The following is a 16,543-nucleotide window of genomic DNA, read 5'->3' as shown; positions in this document are numbered from 1 at the left end:
CCCGCGGCCGTCCTTCCCGGCGTGAACGCCGACCGGCCGGGTGGTTCGGCTGCGGGCCGGTGGGGGCTCGTCGCGCAGTTCCCCGCGCCCCTCGAAGGCGGGGCTGCGCCCCGGCCTTCGAGTCCGGCCGCGCGCGAGCGCGCCTTCGACGTACACGTACGCGACGAGGTGAACGCCGTACGCGCCGCGCCGTGACACGAAATGATGTGACGCGACGCTCGGCGACGTGACGGGCGCGGGGGAGGACGGCGGGCGAGTGCCGGGTGACCAGGTGACGCGGGGCGAGGTCAGGGCCGTCGGCCCCGGGCCGGGTTCCGCGGCGGCCGTGGTCCGGGCCGTGACGTTCGCTCTGGTCGGCAGTGTGCTCGCGGCCGTCGGCCATCACGCGGTCGACGGCGGACAGGTGCCCTGGCGGTTCGTGGCCGCCCTCGCCGTCACGCAGTTCGTCGCCGTACGCCCCCTCGCCCGCCGCCGCCCGGGACTGCTCACGGTCGCCGGGTGCACGCTCGCCGCGCAGGGCGCGATGCATCTCGCGCTGGGCACGGTCGCCGGAGGCGGCCACCGCGGCACGGGCCGCACCGGTACGGAGCACATGGCTCACGCCGGCCATTCCGCGATGGCCGCGGGCGGCGGCGGACACGCCTGGCAGCACGCGGCCGGGGCGATGACGGCCGCCCACGTCTGCGCGGCCCTCCTGGTCGCCTGGCTGCTCCACCGGGCCGACGCGGCGGTCGCGGCGGTCCTGGTCGCCGGCCGTACGCTGCGGGCGCTCGCCGCGTCGGTACTGTCCCGGCTCCTGCCGACCGGTGGGGCCGCCGCCCACGAGCCGCCGCCCGCACCGCCCACCCGCTCCCTCGGCCGCCCGGCGGGAACGCGGACGACCACACTGGAACACACGCTGGTGCGCAGGGGACCTCCGGGACGTACGCCCGTCCCGCCCGTCCCCTTCACCCGGGTCCGGCCTGCGAGGCCCGCCCGGTTCCACCAGCAAGGAGTTCCCCCGTGTCCACGTCCATGCCCAGGCCCACGACGTTCACCAGGTCCTCGTCCGTGTCCACGAACCTTCGCCGTGCCGGGCTGACCGGCGCCGCCGCGCTGACGGCCGTCCTCGCGCTCGCGGGACCCGCCGCCGCGCACGCGGAGGTCGAGGCCGACAAGGCGCAGGCCCTCGCCGAGAACGTCACGCTCACCTTCGTCTCCGAGGCGGAGTCCGCCTCCGCGGGCTTCCGTGAGATGCGGGTCGTCCTGCCGAAGGGGATCGCACCGGCCGACGTGTCGCTCGACAAGGCCCCCAAGGGCTGGAGCCTCAAGGCCACCGCGGACGGTTACGTGGTCGGCGGTCCGGCGCTCAAGACCGGGGTCGACGCCGAGTACCGGGTGAAGGTCCGGCAGCTCCCGGACGCCGACGAGGTGGCGTTCAAGACCGTGGAGACCTACAGCGACGGTGAGATCTCCCGCTGGATCGAACTGCCCAAGGACGGGGAGGAGGGGGAACAGCCCGCCCCGCTCCTGAAGCTGAAGGCCGCGGCACCGGGCGCGACTCCCATCGCCCCCAGCTCGAGCGAGAGTCCGACCCCCAGCCCGACACCGTCGGCCGAAGCGACGCCGTCCGCGACCGCGACCACGGCCGCCGAGGCCGCGGACAAGAAGGACGACGACGGCTCCTCCACGGGGCTGCTCGTCGGCGGCGCGATCGCCGTGGTGCTCGTCCTCGGCGGCGGGGCGTGGTGGCTGACCAGGCGCCGCGCCTCCGCCACCGGCGGCTGACCCGCACCCGGCCCGTGGGACGCGCAACGCCCCACGGGCCGGGTGCAGGGCGGGGGCGCGGGCGGAGCCGGGGGCCGGTTCAGGGCTGGAGTCAGGAGCCGGTGGACGTGCGGCGTCAGGGACGCGGCCAGGGCCGCTCGTCCAGGTTCTCGATGTCCGTGTTGAACCGCTTGAGATACGCGGCGAAGGCCGCGACCTCCTCCGGGTCCCATCCGGCCATCACCCTCTCCAGCCCCTGGACGCTCTCCCGGCGGTGGGTGTCGAGCCGGCGCTCACCCTCCGCGGTGATACGGAACTTGCGGGCGATGCCGCCTTCGGGGTCCGCGATGCGTTCGACGAGGTGGGCGCGCAGCATGGCCGCGGTCTGCCGGTTGAGCGTGGAGGCGTCCAGGCCGAAGGCGTCACTGAGCTGGCCGATGGACATCGGGCCCTCCATCCGGATGCGGCTGAGCACGATGTACGCGCTGCGTTCGAGGCGACCGCCGTCCCGGGGCGAGTTCAGATAGAGGTGCCGCCCGAGCAGCATCGTCTCGAACTCGATCAAGTGCGTGGGCTTGTCCATGTCGGTCGCCGGTCCTTCCCCGGAGCTGACTCTCGCCCCGGCCTTGCGTCCGGTCCCGCGGCCAGGGGCATCAGACATGACATCAAATATGCATCCGACACGTATTGTGCATGATGCATATGCTCTTCGTGGACGGGGTGCGTGCGATGCGCGGGATGGACGAGATGGACCGGGTGTACGGAGTGGGCGGCGCCGTCGGGGAGTACGTGACCGGCGCCGACGTGTCCGTCTCCGTGCCCGCGCGCGGGGCGGGGCAGCACCTTCTGGTCGTGGTCCACGATCCGGCGGTCGCAGATCTGCTGACGACCACCCTGGAGTTGGCGGACTACCGGGTGACCGTCGCGCGTACCGGCGCCCAGGGGATGCTGCGGCTGGCGGAGGGCCGCTTCGACCTGGTCCTGTTCGACGTGACGGTCCCGGACGTCGAAAGCCTGGGGGAGAGCCGCCGGTTCCGCCCGGCCGACCGTCCGCCGGTCCTCTTCCTGGCCCCGTACGAGACGCTGGGGGCCCTGGTTCCCGAACTCGGCCTGGGCCAGGCGGACTACGTCACCCTGCCGTTCCGGATCTCCGAAGTCCTCGCCAGGGCCCATGTGTTACTGCGCGGCCGTGAGCCGGTGCGCCAGGGGCCGTGCTACGGCGATCTCGCGCTCAGTGACGCCACCTGCCAGGCCTGGCGCGGCCGGCGGGCGCTCGACCTGACCCCCGCCGAGTACCGGCTGCTGCGTCATCTGCTGGTCAACGCGGAGCGCGTGCTGTCGAAGGAACAGATCTGCCTCCATGTCTGGGGGGAGGCCAGGGCGGGCAACGCGATCGAGAAGCTCGTCTCGCGCGTGCGCCAGAAGGTGGACCAGGAGCAGCCCCCGCTGATCCATACGCGCCGGGGCTTCGGCTACCGCCTCGGTCACTGAGCCCTGCCCCTCCCGCGCCCCTGCCCCTCCCGCTCCCCCTGCCCTTCTCGTGGCGAGAGGATGTGATCCGGGTCACGTCAGCTTCCCGTCAGGTCACCGGCTGTGAGCTGTCAGTCCGTTCCGGTTGCATGTGATCACAGAGGTCGCCGTCCCCCCCCACATCAGAAGGACAGGTATGCCCCCCACCCCCCACACCTCGTCCGACACACCCGACCCCGGTGCCGCCCCTGGTGCCGACCTCGGTCCCGGTCCCGGTCCCGTGCCGGACGGGCTCGGGTTCGACCCGGACGCCCTCCGCGCCCGCTACCGCGCCGAGCGCGAGCGCCGTGTCCGCCCCGAGGGAAACGCGCAGTACCGGCGTATCGCGGGCGAGTTCGGCTTCTACGCGGACGATCCGTACGTGGAGAGCGCCGAGTTCACCCGGGAGCCCCTGCATGACCGGGTCGAGGCGGTCGTCATCGGCGGCGGCTTCGGCGGTCTGCTGGCCGGTGCGCGACTGCGCCAGGCGGGCGTCGGGTCGATCCGCGTCATCGAGAAGGCCGGTGACTTCGGCGGCACCTGGTACTGGAACCGCTACCCGGGAATCCACTGCGACATCGAGTCGTACGTCTACATGCCGCTGCTCGAAGAGGTCGGTTACGTCCCCGAGTGGAAGTACGCCCCGGGCGAGGAGATCCGGCAGCACGCGCGGGCGATCGCACGCCACTTCGACCTGTACGACGGAGCCTGCTTCCGCACCCTGGTCACCGAACTGCGCTGGGACGAGGCCGAGTCGGAGTGGATCGTCTCCACCGACCGCGGCGACCGCGTACGGGCCCGCCATGTGGTGATCTCCAGCGGCACGCTCAGCCAGGCCAAACTCCCCGGCATCCCGGGCATCGAGACCTTCACGGGCCACACGTTCCACACCAGCCGCTGGGACTACGCGTACACCGGCGGCGACGCGACGGGAAACCTCGACCGGCTCGCCGACAAGCGGGTGGCGGTGATCGGCACCGGCGCGACCGCCATCCAGGTCGTGCCCCATCTCGGCCGCGACGCACAGCAGTTGTACGTGTTCCAGCGCACGCCGTCCTCCGTGGACGTGCGCGGCCAGCAGCCCACGGACCCCCAGTGGGCCAAGTCGCTCGAACCGGGCTGGCAGCGGCACCGCAGGGACAACTTCCTGCGGACCGTGACCGGTTCACCCGCCGGGGACGACCTCGTGGACGACGGCTGGACCAACAGCGCCCGGCTGCTGCAGAACCTCATCCCGACCAACAACTACGCGGACCTCCCCACGGAGGAACGGGAGCGCCTGAACGAACTGGCCGACTTCCAGAAGATGAACGAGATCCGGACCCGTGTGGACTCCGTCGTCGAGGACCCGTCGACGGCCGAGGCGCTCAAGCCCTGGTACCGGTACCTGTGCAAGCGGCCCACGTTCAGCGACCACTACCTGGACACGTTCAACCGGCCCAACGTGACGCTGGTGGACACCGCCGACCACGGCGGCGTCGAGCGCATCACCGAGAACGCTGTCGTGGTCGGCGGTACCGAGTACGAGGTCGACTGCGTCATCTTCGCGACCGGCTTCGAGGTCGGCGTCTCCGGCATCCTCTCCGGCCGCCTCCCGGTGCACGGCAGGGGCGGCGCCCGGCTGCCCGACGACTGGCGGCAGGGGGCCAGGACGCTCCACGGCTTCTACAGCAACGGCTTCCCCAACCTCTTCCAGCTCGGCCCGCTGCAGAACGCCAGCGCCGTGAACTACGTCCACATCCTCGACGAACAGGCCACCCACGTCGCCGAGGTGGTCGCCGAGGCACGCGAACGCCGGGCGCGGTACGTGGAGCCGACCGTCGAGGCCGAGACCGCCTGGGTCGCCACGATCCGTGAGAAGGCCGCGGACCTCTACGCCTTCCAGGCCGAGTGCACCCCCGGCTACTACAACAACGAGGGCAGGCCCCGGCAGCGCAGCGAGTCGTACGGCGACGGTCCTGTCGCCTTCCACGAACTGCTCAGGCGCTGGCGCGCGGACGGCGGCATGGACGACGTCATCGTCGACGGGGAAGGCGGCCGGTGATGCGGCCGGTGACGACGACGGGCCCCAGCCGCTTCGACGACACCGGCAGGCAGCGGGTCACGAGCCGCCGCTGGCACACCGACCGGCTGAACCCGCCGAACCGGCTGTGGGGTTCGAACGGCGTCACCTTCGGCCCCGACGGACGGCTGTACGTGGCGCAGTTCCTGGCCGGCCGGATCAGCGCGGTCGACCCCGCCTCCGGGGACGTGGACGTCGTCGTGGAGCAGGACGGCCCGGTCCAGGCACCCGACGACCTCGCCTTCGGGGCGGACGGCTCGATGTACATTGCCGACCTGACACCGGGGCGCGTGTGGCGGCGTACCGCCGACGGCACGTACACCCTCGTCTCGGACGAGGTGCGGGTGCCCAACGGCATCACCTGCGTGGGCGACCGGCTCTTCGTCAACGAGATGAGGATGAACGGCCGCCTCCTGGAACTCTTCCCGGACGGCGGCGACCCGGTGGTCCTGACCGACGGACTGGCCCTCGGCAACGCGATGCAGCTCGGCCCGGACGGCTTCCTCTACTACCCGCACATGATCGGCAACCAGGTCTGGCGGATCCCGCCCGACGGAGGCCTGCCCGAACTGTTCGCCGAGCACGTCGACGACCCGGTCGCGGTCCGCTTCGACCAGGGAGGCGTCCTCGTCGTCCTCTCCCGCGGTCCGGCCGGCATCGTGACCCGTATCGACCTGGCCAGCGGGGCGCGTTCGGTCGTCGTCAGCGGGGTCGTCGGGCTGGACAACGCGGCCTTCGACGCGGAGAACCGCATGTACGTCTCCAGCTTCGGCAGCGGCGGCGTCACCGAGATGCACGAGGACGGCCGCACACGGGAGATCGTCCCCCGGGGCCTCAGCGGCCCCTTCGGGGTCACGGTCGACCTGCGGGGCACGGTGTACGCGGCCGACCACTACCGTCTCGCGAGCCCCGGCGACTCCGGTGCGGGCGACTCGAGCGGTGTGCTCACCCGCGAACTCCAGACCTTCGTGCACGGCGTCACCGCCGACGACGGGCTCCTGCACTTCGCCTCGGAGTACGGCGACATCCGTACGTACGACCCCGTGCGCAGGACCACGCGCGTACGGGTACGGGGGCTGGACCGGCCCACCGGGATCGCCGTCGCACCGGACGGGTCGCTCGTGGTCGCCGAGACGGGCGCGGGCCGGGTCGTACGCATCGACGGGACGGACGCCGTGACCACAGTGGCCGCAGGACTACGGCACCCCGTGGACGTCGCCTTCGACACCGAAGGCCGCTGTTACGTCAGCGACGACCTGCTAGGGGCGGTGCTCCGCATCGACGGTGAGGGTGACGGCGGTGACGGTGAGGCGGTGGCCGTGACCTTGGCCGAAGGGCTGGGCGCGCCGCAGGGTCTCGCCGTGCGCGGCGACGAGTTGTTCACGGTGGACACGCGGGACCGGTGTCTGCGGGCGGTCTCGCTCAGCACGGGGGAGAGCCGGATCGACGCCGAGAACCTCCCGGTCGGTCTGCCGCCGGGCATCACCCGCGCCGAACCCGCGCTGTTCGCCGAGGGCATGCCCGGTTCGCCCCGCGCCTTCGCCGGTCTCGCCGTGGCTCCTGACGGCACCCTGCTCGTCTCGGCGAACGGCGAGGGGAGTGTGCTGCGGCTGACCGCCACCGGCGCCGATACCGCCGATACAGGCGCTGCCGGCGGTGGCGGTCAGGGGGCCGGGCGGACGTCGTAGGGGCCGCCCAGCCCGCCCAGGCAGAACCGCCAGACCTCCTCGGCGGTCGCTGAGGAGGTCGCCATGTCGTCGTCGGCGGGCACGCGGTGGGCCCGCGCGGCGGACAGGACGGTCTGCACGACGAGCCCCGCCCGACGTCCGGGCGCCCCGGCGGGGACCACGTCGGCGCGGGCGGCCCGCTCCACCAGCTCCGTGAACACCGCGAGCAGCGGGACGTGCGCGGTCGCCACCTGCGCAGGGTGCGTCAGCAGCAGCCGCGGCCCGAAGTCGCTGAACAGCGCACGCCGGACGCCGGTTGCGGGGTGCGCCTGCTCGTACAGCGTCCCGACGGCCAGGCGCAGCGCGTCCAGGGGATCGTCCACGGAGGCGGCGGCCGACCGGATCTCGGCCGCCGACCGGGAGAGCGCGTCCTCGAACACGGCCAGCTGCAGTCCGTGCTTGCCGTCGAAGTGCTCGTAGAAGCTGCGCAGGGTCTGCCGGGAGTGGTCGACGACCTCCTGGACGGTGAACTCCGTCGTCTTCTTCTCGTCGACGAGCGCGTGCGCCGAGTCCACGAACCGCTGCGCGCGCTGGACCGCGCGCACCCGGGCGGTGGGGGTGGGCCGGCCGGCGCCGCGGGTGGACCGCTCGACGGCACGCCGGCGCCAGGCCGGCTCTTCGGGGGCAACTGCGCTCATCCGCGTCACGTTACGTCGCCTCCGCCCGGCGCGAACGGACTGCGGCTCTGTCAGTGGCATCGGCGATACTTGATCGAACCTTCCACTCCAGGGGGAGTACCGTGCCGCAGTCCCAGCCGCCCGACCCGGCAGCCACACCGTCGTGGCGGCTGCTCCTCGCCTACGTACGCCCGTACCGCTGGACGCTGTTGCTCGGTGCCGTGCTGTCGTTGCTGACCGGGGCCGCCGGGCTCGCGCTGCCGCTGGTGGCCAGGTCGCTGATCGACGACCTGGGCCGGGACCGGGCCATCACCGGCGCGCTGCTGGCCATGTCGGGGCTCGTCGTCGCCAACGCCATGATCGGCGCGCTGGGTTCGTACGTGCTGCGATACACCGCCGAGTCCGTCGTGCTCGGGGCGCGGCGGGGGCTCGTCTCGCATCTGCTGCGGCTGCGGATATCCGCCGTCGACAAGAGCGAGCCCGGGGACCTGATGGCCCGGATCACCTCGGACACCACCCTGCTGCGGGAGGTCACCACCGACTCGCTGGTGGGGTTCGGCACGGGCGGGCTCACCCTGCTCGCCACACTCGTGATGATGGGGTTCGTCGACCCCGTGCTGACGGCCGTCACCCTGGGCGTGGTCGTCGGCGCGGGCACGGTGATCGGTGTGATCGTGCCGCGCATCAACCGGGCCAGCCGGCGGGCCCAGGACGCGGTCGGGGCGATGGGCGCCTCGCTGGAGCGGACCCTGGGCGCGCTGCGGACCATCAAGGCGTCCGGCGCCGAGCACCGCGAGGAGCGGATCGTGCACGCGGCGGCCGAGGAGTCCTGGCGGCAGAGCGTGCGGGCCGCCAAGTGGTCGGCGCTCGCGGGGAACACGGCCGGACTCTCGATGCAGATCGCGTTCATCACCGTCCTCGCCGTGGGCGGCGCGCGGGTCGCGACCGGCGCCGTCGACATCGGCACACTCGTCGCCTTCCTCCTGTACGTCTTCTTCCTGATGTCGCCGATCCAGCAGGTCGTCGGAGCGGTCGCCCAGTACCAGACGGGCTCGGCCGCCCTGGCCCGTATCGAGGAGGCGCGCGGGCTGCCCGCCGAACCGGTCACCGAGCCCGCGCCGCTGCCCGGCCCCGGCGCCGAACCGGCCTCCCTGGCCTTCGACGACGTCCGCTTCCGGTACGCCGAGGACCTGCCGTACGTCCACCACGGCGTGACCTTCGCCGTACCCCCGCGCGGCATGACCGCCTTCGTGGGGCCGTCGGGCGCGGGCAAGACCACCGTGTTCTCACTCATCGAGCGGTTCTACGACCCCGACCGGGGCACCATCGCGCTGGACGGCCGCGACCTCACCGAGTGGGACGTCTCCGGGCTCCGGTCGGCCATCGGCTATGTCGAGCAGGACGCACCCGTCCTCTCCGGCAGCCTCCGCGACAACCTCCTGCTCGGCAACCCCGACGCAGACGAGGAGGAACTGCTCCGCGCGCTCAGGACGACCCGGCTCGACACCCTCGTCGAGAAGCTGCCGAAGGGCGTGGACACGCTCGTCGGCCACCGCGGCACCAAGCTCTCCGGCGGTGAGCGCCAGCGCGTCGCCATCGCCCGCGCCCTGCTGCGACGGCCCCGGCTGCTGCTCCTCGACGAGGCCACCAGCCAGCTCGACGCGGTCAACGAGGCCGCGCTGCGCGACACGGTCGCCGATGTCGCCCTGACCACCACGGTCCTGGTCGTCGCCCACCGGCTGTCCACCGTCACCATGGCCGACCGCATCGTGGTCATGGACGCCGGGCGCGTACGGGCCGTGGGCACCCACCGCGAACTCGTCGCGGGCGACCCGCTGTACGCGGAACTCGCCGCCACGCAGTTCCTCGCGGCCGACGACGACGCCCGCGCGCCGGAGAGCGTCTGAGGCACCCTCGGGGCCCGGCACGTACGGGCCGGGCGTGCTCGTACCGGCGACGGCGGCCGTCCCGTCGGCCCGTGGGACCGGGGTCCGTCTAAACCACCGTGAGCACGATCTTGCCCCGGATATGGCCTCGGGCGGCGCGTTCGTGCGCGGCGCGGGCATCCGCGAGCGGGTACGTGGTGTCGATCGCGACGCGCACCGTGCCCGCGTCGAGCAGGCGCCCCAGTTCGGCGAGTTGCACGTTGTCCGAGCGGACCTGCGCGGTCGAGACCGTGACGCCCAGCTTCGCGACCTCCTCGTCGTCGAACTCGCCCAGGAACACCGGGAAGAGGGCGCCGCCGCGCTTGAGCGTGCGCAGGAAGCGGCTGCTGTGGGGACCGCCGACGGTGTCGAGGACGAGGTCGGCGTCGTGCACGAGTTCCTCGGGACGACTCGTGGTGTAGTCGATGAACCGGTCGGCGCCCAGCCCGCCCAGAAATGATGCGTGCGCGCCCGATGCCACCGCGACGACCTCCGCCCCCTTCCACTTCGCCAGCTGCACCGCGAAGTGCCCCACGCCGCCCGCGGCGCCGTTGACGACCACCGTCGTGCCCGCGCCGAGCGCCGTCGGACGGTGCCGCGCCTCCTGGAAGGGCGACGGATGATCGTGCCCGACCTCGATCAGGAACTGCCACGCCGTCAGCCCGGCCATGGGCGCCCCGGCGGCGTGCACATGGTCGATTCCGGCCGGTTTGCGTGCGAGGTCCGAGGCGCGGGCGGCCACGTACTCGGCGTACGCGCGGCCGTCGAAACCGGGGAACCGCAGCAGCCCGAAGACCTCGTCGCCCACGGCGAGGCCGGACACGTCCGCGGCGACGGCTTCGACGACGCCCGAGACGTCCGTCCCCGGGATCACCGGCAGGCTGATCGTCGAGTCCGGCTCCCCGGGCACGCTGGTCAGTCCGCCGCGCAGATACCAGTCCGGCGGATTGACGCCGACCGCGTGCACACGGACGAGCACCTCGCCCGGCCCCGGCACGGGCACCGGCACCTCGTCGTGGCGCAGCACCTCGGGGCCGCCGTGCTCATGCAGCCGGATCGCCCTCATCGTGCGTGCGGTCGTACGCGTAGGCATCATTTTCCCCTGTCCATGGCGCGGGATAGACTTATCCGGATCAGCGATCCAGATAACTGGACCACTGATCCGAATATATGGACCACTGATCCGGATAGTCAAGGGGGACAGGTGCGCGCCGACGCCAGGAAGAACCGCGACCATGTGCTCGCGGTGGCGGGTGCCGCCATCGCCGAGCAGGGTGTCGACGTGTCGCTGCGCGACATGGCACGCAAGGCGGACGTCGGGCTCGCGACGCTGCTCCGGCACTTCCCGACGCGCGAGGCGCTCCTCGAAGCCCTGCTCCACACGAGTTTCGAGGAGCTGACCGCGAAGGCGGACGCCCTCGAAACGTCGGACTCGCCCGAGGACGCTCTCGTCGCGTGGCTGCGCGACTGCGTCGGATGGACCACCGAGTACCGGGGCGTGACCGTGCTGATGGCCGCCGCCATCGAGGACACCGGGTCCGCGCTCCACGCCTCGTGCGTCACCCTGCGCGCGGCCGGGGCGCGGCTCCTCACCCGCGCCCAGGCCGTGGGTGCGGCGCGCGGCGACCTCGACGGCACCGATCTGTTCGCGCTGATCGCGGCGCTCGCCTGGCTCGGCGACCAGCCCTCGCTCGCGTCACGCGCCGACCATCTCTTCGACGTGGTCGCGGGCGCGATCCTGACGAGTGCGGCGACGGGTGCGGCGGCGGACGGCGGCGCCACGGAGGGCAGTCCCTAGGGGAGGGCCAGGGTTCCGGCTCGCGGGATCGAGGGTTTTCCCCGTATCGGGGGGCGGGGATGCCGCCTATCGTCGTTCGGGCCACGTCCGAACCGTGGGTAACACCTTGAACGGTCGCCGCGCACAGCCGGTGGACGGCCGACCGGGAACCGATGCCACCCCCCACAGGGTGGGGCCGAAAGGCCCCGCAGGGGCGGCCGACGCGAGCGGGTGTCGGCCGCCCCTGCCTTTCGCCGGGCGGGCGCATACTTTCGGCGGCGCCTTTTCTCCTGTTGAGGGATGGTGCAACCGAAGCCTCGCGGGACAGGATGCCCGGATGAAGGGTGATCTGTTTTCCAGCGAGTACATGGTGCAGCCGGCCGCCACCGCGGGCATGAGCGTGCAGAACGCCAAGTCGATCAGGTACGCCGTCAACGGCGAGATGCTGGCCCGGCAGGGCGCGATGATCGCCTACCGCGGCAGTCTGCAGTTCGAGCGCAAGGGCCAGGGCGTCGGCGGCATGCTCAAGCGTGCGATGACCGGCGAGGGCCTGCCGCTCATGGCGGTGCGCGGGCAGGGGGAGGCGTGGTTCGCGCACGAGGCGCAGAACTGCTTCATCATCGACATCGACCCCGGTGACGTCTTCACCGTCAACGGCCGCAACGTCCTGTGCTTCGACGCCTCGTTGAAGTACGAGATCAAGACGGTGAAGGGCGCGGGCATGTCCGGCGGCGGCCTGTTCAACAGCGTCTTCACCGGACAGGGCAGGCTCGGGCTGGTCTGCGACGGCAACCCACTGGTCATCCCGGTCTCACCGCAGTGGCCGGTGTACGTCGACACGGACGCGGTGGTGGGCTGGACGGCCAACCTCCAGACCTCGCTGCACCGTTCGCAGTCCATCGGCTCGATGATCCGCGGCGGCTCGGGCGAGGCCGTGCAGTTGATGCTCCAGGGGGAGGGATTCGTCGTCGTGCGGCCGAGCGAGGCCACACCGCAGAAGGCCCAACAGCACTGACACGGCCGACCCGGCAGCCTTCGTCCGCGGCCGATGGGGGCCGGCCGCGCAGTTCCCCGCGTCCCTGGAGGGCGGGGAACTGCGCCCCTGCCCTCCAGGGCCCGTCCGCGCTCAGTGCTCCAGCCGTCCGTTCGTCCGTCGGCGCCACAGGATCGCGGCGGTGCCGGCGGCGAGCAGGGCGGCGGTGCCCGCGGCGGCGGGCAGGAGCAGGTCGGAGCCGGTCGAGGCGAGCGACCCGTCGCCGGTGGTGCCGAACGAGCCACCGCTCACCGAGCCACCGGTCCTGCCCGTCCCGGCACCCGTGTCACCGCTGTCGACCGTGCCGCCCGCGCTGTTCCCGTCGTCCGCGGGACCGTCGACGGGAACCGTGGTGCCCGAGTCGGACGGGCCGGTCGGTTCGTCGCTCGGGTCGGGGGCGGGGTCCGTGTCGCCGGGCGTCGGATCGGGCGACGGCGGCGGGGACTCGGGGTCCGTCGGGGTCGGTGTCGGCGAGGGGCTCGGCGGCACCGGCGCCTTGAACACGGTGAGCGAGGCGTCCGAGGGACTCGCCACGAACACCGCGTCGCCACCCGGAGTCACCGCGACGGACGAGCTGCCCAACTGGCCGTTGACGCCCGGCAGTTCGGCGCCCAGGTCGAGATCCTTGAGCGTCGCCGTGTCGTACACCGCGAGCTGCCCCACGCCGTCCCCCTCCTCCGGCGGGTTGCCCCAGTCCTGCCACACCGCGAACGCCCGGTCGGAGCGCGGGTCCACGGCGACATCGGCGATGGTGTCGCCCGGTTTCGCGTCGAAGGAGGCGGCCAGTTTCCCGGAGGCGATGTCGTACGCCTCCAGTACGGTGCCGCGCCCCGCCCACAGCACCCCGCGCCCGGTGTCCCACTCCAGGAAGGACACCGCCGCTCCGGTGCCGAGCGCGATCTCCTTGCCGTCCGGCGCGAAGTCGGCCGAACCGACCCTGCGCAGCACGCCGTTGGTGTTGTCCGTCACCCAGATCTGCCCGGCCGCGGTGTCCACGGCGAGCGGGCCGCCGGTGGCCGGCAGGGTGAGGGAACGCTCCACGGTCACCGTCGTCCCGCCGACGGCGACCTCCTCCAGTTTCGTCCCGCGGACGACCACCACCGTGCCGGCTTTCGCACCGGACTTGGCCTGCGTGATCGACGTACCGGTGAGCCAGCCGCCGCTTCCCGACGCGTCTCCGTCCTTTGCGGCGGCGATCCCGCGCAGTCCGACGAGGTAGTGCACCCCGTCGCCCGGCAGCGGTCCGGCGAGGCGTTTGCCCGGCAGTTGGGCGGGCGCGCCCGTGCTGCCGGGAGACGTCTTCACCCAGCTGAGCACGGTGTCGGAGGCCGGGTCGACCGCGTAGACCCCGGCCAGGCTGCCGTCCGGTGCACCGGCGACGGTGTCGGAGCCGACGTACAACTTGCCCGACTCGGGGTGCAGCAGCAGGTCGAGCGGTTTGCCGACGGTCGTGAGGCGGGCCGTCTGCTCGTACCCGTCGGCCGCGGGTGGGTCGTCGGCGCCGGCCGCAGGCGTGCCGACCGCGACGACGGAGAGGACAACCGCCGTGATGCCGGCCAGGGCGCCCGCCGCCCGGGGGCGGAGCGCATCGCTCCGCCCCCGGGTTCTGAGGGGCGCGGTCACGAGAAGGTGACCGGGAGGTAGACGTCGTACGAGCGGTTGCTGCTGCCGGTGTGGTCGGCGCGCGTCACGATCGCGCAGTCGACGTCCGTGCCGCAGACGGTGCCGGCGGCGATGTTCGGGTTCACGTGCACGCTCACGCCGAACGAGCCGCCGGTGCCGTAGGTGGAGCTGTTGGCGACCGTGCCGCCGCCGAGGTTGGACACCCAGTGCGAGGCACCCGTCGTGCCGGACTGGTCGGCGCCGCCCAGGCAGGGGGTCGGCCGGGAGGTGTACGTCGACGGGTTGCCCGGCTCGACACCCTCGGGGATCACACACAGACCGACGTAGACACCCTGGAGCGTGTTGTAGCCGCTGCCGGAGACGGTGACGTTCTGCCCGGCGGCGGACAGGCTGTCGGGGGCCGTCAGCGACAGGTTGTACGTCGTACCGCTCACCGTCACGGACCGCGTGGCGGTGGCGGCCGAGGCGGAGGTGGCGAGCCCGACCGTCAGCGCGGCGGCGGTGGCCCCGACGGCGGCGATACGGGCGGCACGGGAGAACAGGGCGGATCTCATGGGTAGTTGGCCTTTCGGAGGCGAAAACCACTTAGGTAAGGCAAACCTAAGTTGAAGGTCAACGGATCGTCAACCCGCGCCTCGTGGGCCGCAGGTGCCGGGAACGGCGCAAAGAGGTGTAGTGATCATGTCAATCGGCAGGTCATCATGCGCCCATGCCGACGCTCCAAGACCGTTCCCGCGCGGGAAGCACGGGCAAGCTGATCGCCTTCGCGGTCGCCCTGGTGATGACCGTCGTGGCGTGCGGCGGCGACTCCGACGACACGGACGCCGGCAAGGACGGGGGCGGAAAGGGGCTGGAGCGGTCGAGCGTCACCGTCGCCGCGCTGCCCCTGGCGGACGACGCGCCCCTCTATCTCGCCCGGGACCGGGGGCTGTTCAAAAAGGAGGGACTGGACGTACGCATCCAGCCCGTCCAGCAGTCCATCCAGGCACTGCCCGCCCTCTCCAAGGGCCAGGTCGACGTGATCGCGAGCGCGAACTACGTCACCTTCCTCCAGGCCCATGAGAAAGGCACGCTGGACCTGCGCATCCTCGCCGAAGGGGCCCGCGTCGCGCCGCACATGATGGACGTACTCGTGCCCGAGGACTCCGACATCCGCAGCGTCGCCGACCTCAAGGGCAAGAAGGTCGCCGTCAACATCCTCAACAACATCCAGTCCCTGACCCTGAACGCCATCCTCGGCCAACAGGGCGCGGGCCTCCCCGAATACCGGCAGATCGCCTTCCCCCAGATGGGAGTCGCCCTGGAGAAGGGCCAGGTCGACGCCGTGCACGCCGTCGAACCCTTCAACAGCGCCATCCAGAAGCAGCTCAACGCCCGCGTCCTCGTCGACGGCGGCTCCGCCCCCGTGGAGAACATCCCGATCAGCGGATACGTCACGACCGCCGACTACGCCGCCAAGAACCCGAAGACCGCGGCGGCCTTCCGGCGGGCGATCGCCGCGGCGGCCCAGATCGCCACCCAGGACCAGGACGCCGTCCGCGAGGAACTGCCCGAGTACACCAAGGTGACCGCGGCCCAGGCCGAATCGATCCGGCTGCCCGCCTACCCGGTGACCTCGGACGCGGCCGAGCTGCGCCGCCTCACCGAACTCATGAAGAAACAGGGCCTGTTGGCGAAGCCGATCGATCCGGGAACGTTGCTGGTCGAGTGAGGCGCCGACAGGAACTGCTGCTCGGCGCGCTCGGCGTGCTGCTCGCCCTCGGCCTGTGCGAGGCCGTCGGCAGGGCGGGCCTGGTACGACGCGACTACCTCCCACCCGTCTCCGAAGTCCTCGCGCGGGCCGTGGAGTTGGCGGGCGACCCGCTCTTCCTCGACGGGATCGGCGCCACCGTGCGCGCCTGGGCGCTCGGCCTGGGCCTCGCCTGCGCGATCGCCGTACCGCTGGGCCTGCTCCTCGGCAGCGTGCCCGTCGTCGACGAGGCGGTGCGCGCCGTCGTCGAGTTCCTGCGCCCGCTGCCGTCCGTCGCGCTGATCCCGCTGGTGTCCCTGCTGCTGGGTTCCGGGACGGAGACGAAGGTCGCCCTCATCACGTACGCGTCCGTCTGGCCGATCCTCTTCAACACCGTCTACGGCCTCGGCGAGACCGACCCGCTGGCCAAGGACACCCTGCGCGCGTTCGGCTTCGGCCGCCTGTCGGTCCTCCTGCGCGTCGAACTCCCCGCCACCGCGCCCTTCATCGCGGCCGGCGTGCGCATCTCCGCGGCCGTCGCCCTCATCCTGGCGGTCGCCACGGAGATCCTCGCGGGGTTCGGGGAAGGGCTCGGCATCTTCATCGCCCAGGCGGGCCTGGCGACGGACGGCACGCGGGATGTACTGGCGGGGGTGGTGTGGGCGGGGGCCCTGGGGCTGGTCATCAACAGCGTGCTGGTGTGGGGGGAGAGACGGTTGTTCCCTTGGACGCCGGAGCATCGGGGTGAGCGATGAGCATCTTTTCGCCCCCGCCGCCCCTACCCGTTCCCGTCAC

16 protein-coding genes are annotated in these 16,543 nt (G+C 72.2%); 11 read left to right on the top strand and 5 right to left on the bottom strand.

The features are described 5' to 3' along the window. Nucleotides 1-21: 21 nt before the first annotated feature. Genes ACZ60E_RS15775 through ACZ60E_RS15765 form a run of 3 tightly spaced genes read left to right on the top strand, consistent with a single transcriptional unit; the run spans nt 22 to nt 1,767 of the window. Nucleotides 22-195, top strand: a complete 174-nt coding sequence (locus ACZ60E_RS15775) for a hypothetical protein (RefSeq protein WP_469440888.1) — start codon at nt 22-24, stop codon at nt 193-195. Between the two features lie 31 nt (nt 196-226). Further along, nucleotides 227-1,081 carry a hypothetical protein gene (locus ACZ60E_RS15770; RefSeq protein ID WP_469441227.1) on the top strand — a complete coding sequence of 285 codons (855 nt, stop codon included), beginning with the start codon at nt 227-229 and terminating at the stop codon, nt 1,079-1,081. Next, nucleotides 1,015-1,767 carry a DUF1775 domain-containing protein gene (locus ACZ60E_RS15765; protein WP_469441207.1) on the top strand — a complete coding sequence of 251 codons (753 nt, stop codon included), beginning with the start codon at nt 1,015-1,017 and terminating at the stop codon, nt 1,765-1,767. Before ACZ60E_RS15770 ends, ACZ60E_RS15765 begins: the two co-directional genes overlap by 67 nt. A 115-nt stretch (nt 1,768-1,882) precedes the next feature. On the opposite strand, the gene ACZ60E_RS15760 is transcribed toward ACZ60E_RS15765, so the two are convergent. Beyond that, a complete protein-coding gene (locus ACZ60E_RS15760) occupies nt 1,883-2,329 on the bottom strand; it encodes a MarR family winged helix-turn-helix transcriptional regulator (RefSeq protein ID WP_384810041.1) in 447 nt (148 codons plus the stop codon). Nucleotides 2,330-2,439: 110 nt separating this feature from the next. Here ACZ60E_RS15760 and ACZ60E_RS15755 point away from each other — a divergent pair, with 110 nt between their 5' ends. From ACZ60E_RS15755 to ACZ60E_RS15745, 3 genes are all read left to right on the top strand, one after another. After that, nucleotides 2,440-3,237 carry a response regulator transcription factor gene (locus ACZ60E_RS15755; protein ID WP_453795129.1) on the top strand — a complete coding sequence of 266 codons (798 nt, stop codon included), beginning with the start codon at nt 2,440-2,442 and terminating at the stop codon, nt 3,235-3,237. A gap of 175 nt (nt 3,238-3,412) precedes the next feature. Continuing rightward, nucleotides 3,413-5,299, top strand: coding sequence for a flavin-containing monooxygenase (locus ACZ60E_RS15750; RefSeq protein WP_469440886.1), 1,887 nt, complete (start codon nt 3,413-3,415; stop codon nt 5,297-5,299). Further along, nucleotides 5,299-7,005, top strand: a complete 1,707-nt coding sequence (locus ACZ60E_RS15745; protein ID WP_469440884.1) for a hypothetical protein — start codon at nt 5,299-5,301, stop codon at nt 7,003-7,005. The genes ACZ60E_RS15750 and ACZ60E_RS15745 overlap by 1 nt, the downstream gene beginning before the upstream one ends. Here ACZ60E_RS15745 and ACZ60E_RS15740 read toward each other — a convergent pair. Beyond that, a complete protein-coding gene (locus tag ACZ60E_RS15740; RefSeq protein ID WP_469440883.1) occupies nt 6,981-7,682 on the bottom strand; it encodes a TetR/AcrR family transcriptional regulator in 702 nt (233 codons plus the stop codon). The genes ACZ60E_RS15745 and ACZ60E_RS15740 overlap by 25 nt on opposite strands. Nucleotides 7,683-7,783: 101 nt before the next feature. Here ACZ60E_RS15740 and ACZ60E_RS15735 point away from each other — a divergent pair, with 101 nt between their 5' ends. Continuing rightward, nucleotides 7,784-9,568, top strand: coding sequence for an ABC transporter ATP-binding protein (locus ACZ60E_RS15735; protein WP_469440881.1), 1,785 nt, complete (start codon nt 7,784-7,786; stop codon nt 9,566-9,568). Between the two features lie 88 nt (nt 9,569-9,656). Here ACZ60E_RS15735 and ACZ60E_RS15730 read toward each other — a convergent pair whose 3' ends face one another. Beyond that, the gene (locus tag ACZ60E_RS15730) at nt 9,657-10,679 is read right to left on the bottom strand and encodes an NADP-dependent oxidoreductase (RefSeq protein WP_469440878.1); all 1,023 of its coding nucleotides are present in this window, start codon (nt 10,677-10,679) and stop codon (nt 9,657-9,659) included. Nucleotides 10,680-10,790: 111 nt separating this feature from the next. Here ACZ60E_RS15730 and ACZ60E_RS15725 point away from each other — a divergent pair, with 111 nt between their 5' ends. After that, a complete protein-coding gene (locus ACZ60E_RS15725; protein WP_469440876.1) occupies nt 10,791-11,384 on the top strand; it encodes a TetR/AcrR family transcriptional regulator in 594 nt (197 codons plus the stop codon). 316 nt (nt 11,385-11,700) lie between these two features. After that, entirely contained in the window at nt 11,701-12,378 is a 678-nt protein-coding gene (locus tag ACZ60E_RS15720) for an AIM24 family protein (protein ID WP_384809942.1), read from the top strand. Between the two features lie 111 nt (nt 12,379-12,489). Here ACZ60E_RS15720 and ACZ60E_RS15715 read toward each other — a convergent pair whose 3' ends face one another. Beyond that, nucleotides 12,490-14,019 (bottom strand): YncE family protein, encoded by a 1,530-nt coding sequence (locus tag ACZ60E_RS15715; RefSeq protein WP_469440873.1) that lies wholly within the window; start codon nt 14,017-14,019, stop codon nt 12,490-12,492. After that, on the bottom strand, nt 14,016-14,573 hold the full coding sequence (locus ACZ60E_RS15710; RefSeq protein ID WP_453795121.1) for a hypothetical protein: 558 nt from the start codon (nt 14,571-14,573) through the stop codon (nt 14,016-14,018). The genes ACZ60E_RS15715 and ACZ60E_RS15710 overlap by 4 nt, the downstream gene beginning before the upstream one ends. A gap of 155 nt (nt 14,574-14,728) precedes the next feature. On the opposite strand from ACZ60E_RS15710, the gene ACZ60E_RS15705 reads away from it, so the two are divergent. Together ACZ60E_RS15705 and ACZ60E_RS15700 are read left to right on the top strand one after the other, a co-directional pair. Next, nucleotides 14,729-15,730, top strand: coding sequence for an ABC transporter substrate-binding protein (locus tag ACZ60E_RS15705; protein WP_469440870.1), 1,002 nt, complete (start codon nt 14,729-14,731; stop codon nt 15,728-15,730). After that, entirely contained in the window at nt 15,727-16,503 is a 777-nt protein-coding gene (locus ACZ60E_RS15700) for an ABC transporter permease (protein WP_469440868.1), read from the top strand. The genes ACZ60E_RS15705 and ACZ60E_RS15700 overlap by 4 nt, the downstream gene beginning before the upstream one ends. Nucleotides 16,504-16,543 lie beyond the last annotated feature (40 nt).

It is taken from the genome of Streptomyces sp. NPDC102514, assembly GCF_055584525.1.
This window is presented reverse-complemented; position numbering and strand designations above follow the sequence as displayed.

Bases quoted from the DNA above. Each gene is read 5' to 3' on its own strand.
- ACZ60E_RS15740 (WP_469440883.1), bottom strand. From the start codon at position 7,682: ATGAGCGCAGTTGCCCCCGAAGAGCCGGCCTGGCGCCGGCGTGCCGTC.
- ACZ60E_RS15760 (WP_384810041.1), bottom strand. From the start codon at position 2,329: ATGGACAAGCCCACGCACTTGATCGAGTTCGAGACGATGCTGCTCGGG.
- ACZ60E_RS15730 (WP_469440878.1), bottom strand. From the start codon at position 10,679: ATGCCTACGCGTACGACCGCACGCACGATGAGGGCGATCCGGCTGCAT.
- ACZ60E_RS15710 (WP_453795121.1), bottom strand. From the start codon at position 14,573: ATGAGATCCGCCCTGTTCTCCCGTGCCGCCCGTATCGCCGCCGTCGGG.
- ACZ60E_RS15745 (WP_469440884.1), top strand. From the start codon at position 5,299: ATGCGGCCGGTGACGACGACGGGCCCCAGCCGCTTCGACGACACCGGC.
- ACZ60E_RS15750 (WP_469440886.1), top strand. From the start codon at position 3,413: ATGCCCCCCACCCCCCACACCTCGTCCGACACACCCGACCCCGGTGCC.
- ACZ60E_RS15755 (WP_453795129.1), top strand. From the start codon at position 2,440: ATGATGCATATGCTCTTCGTGGACGGGGTGCGTGCGATGCGCGGGATG.
- ACZ60E_RS15765 (WP_469441207.1), top strand. From the start codon at position 1,015: ATGCCCAGGCCCACGACGTTCACCAGGTCCTCGTCCGTGTCCACGAAC.
- ACZ60E_RS15705 (WP_469440870.1), top strand. From the start codon at position 14,729: ATGCCGACGCTCCAAGACCGTTCCCGCGCGGGAAGCACGGGCAAGCTG.
- ACZ60E_RS15720 (WP_384809942.1), top strand. From the start codon at position 11,701: ATGAAGGGTGATCTGTTTTCCAGCGAGTACATGGTGCAGCCGGCCGCC.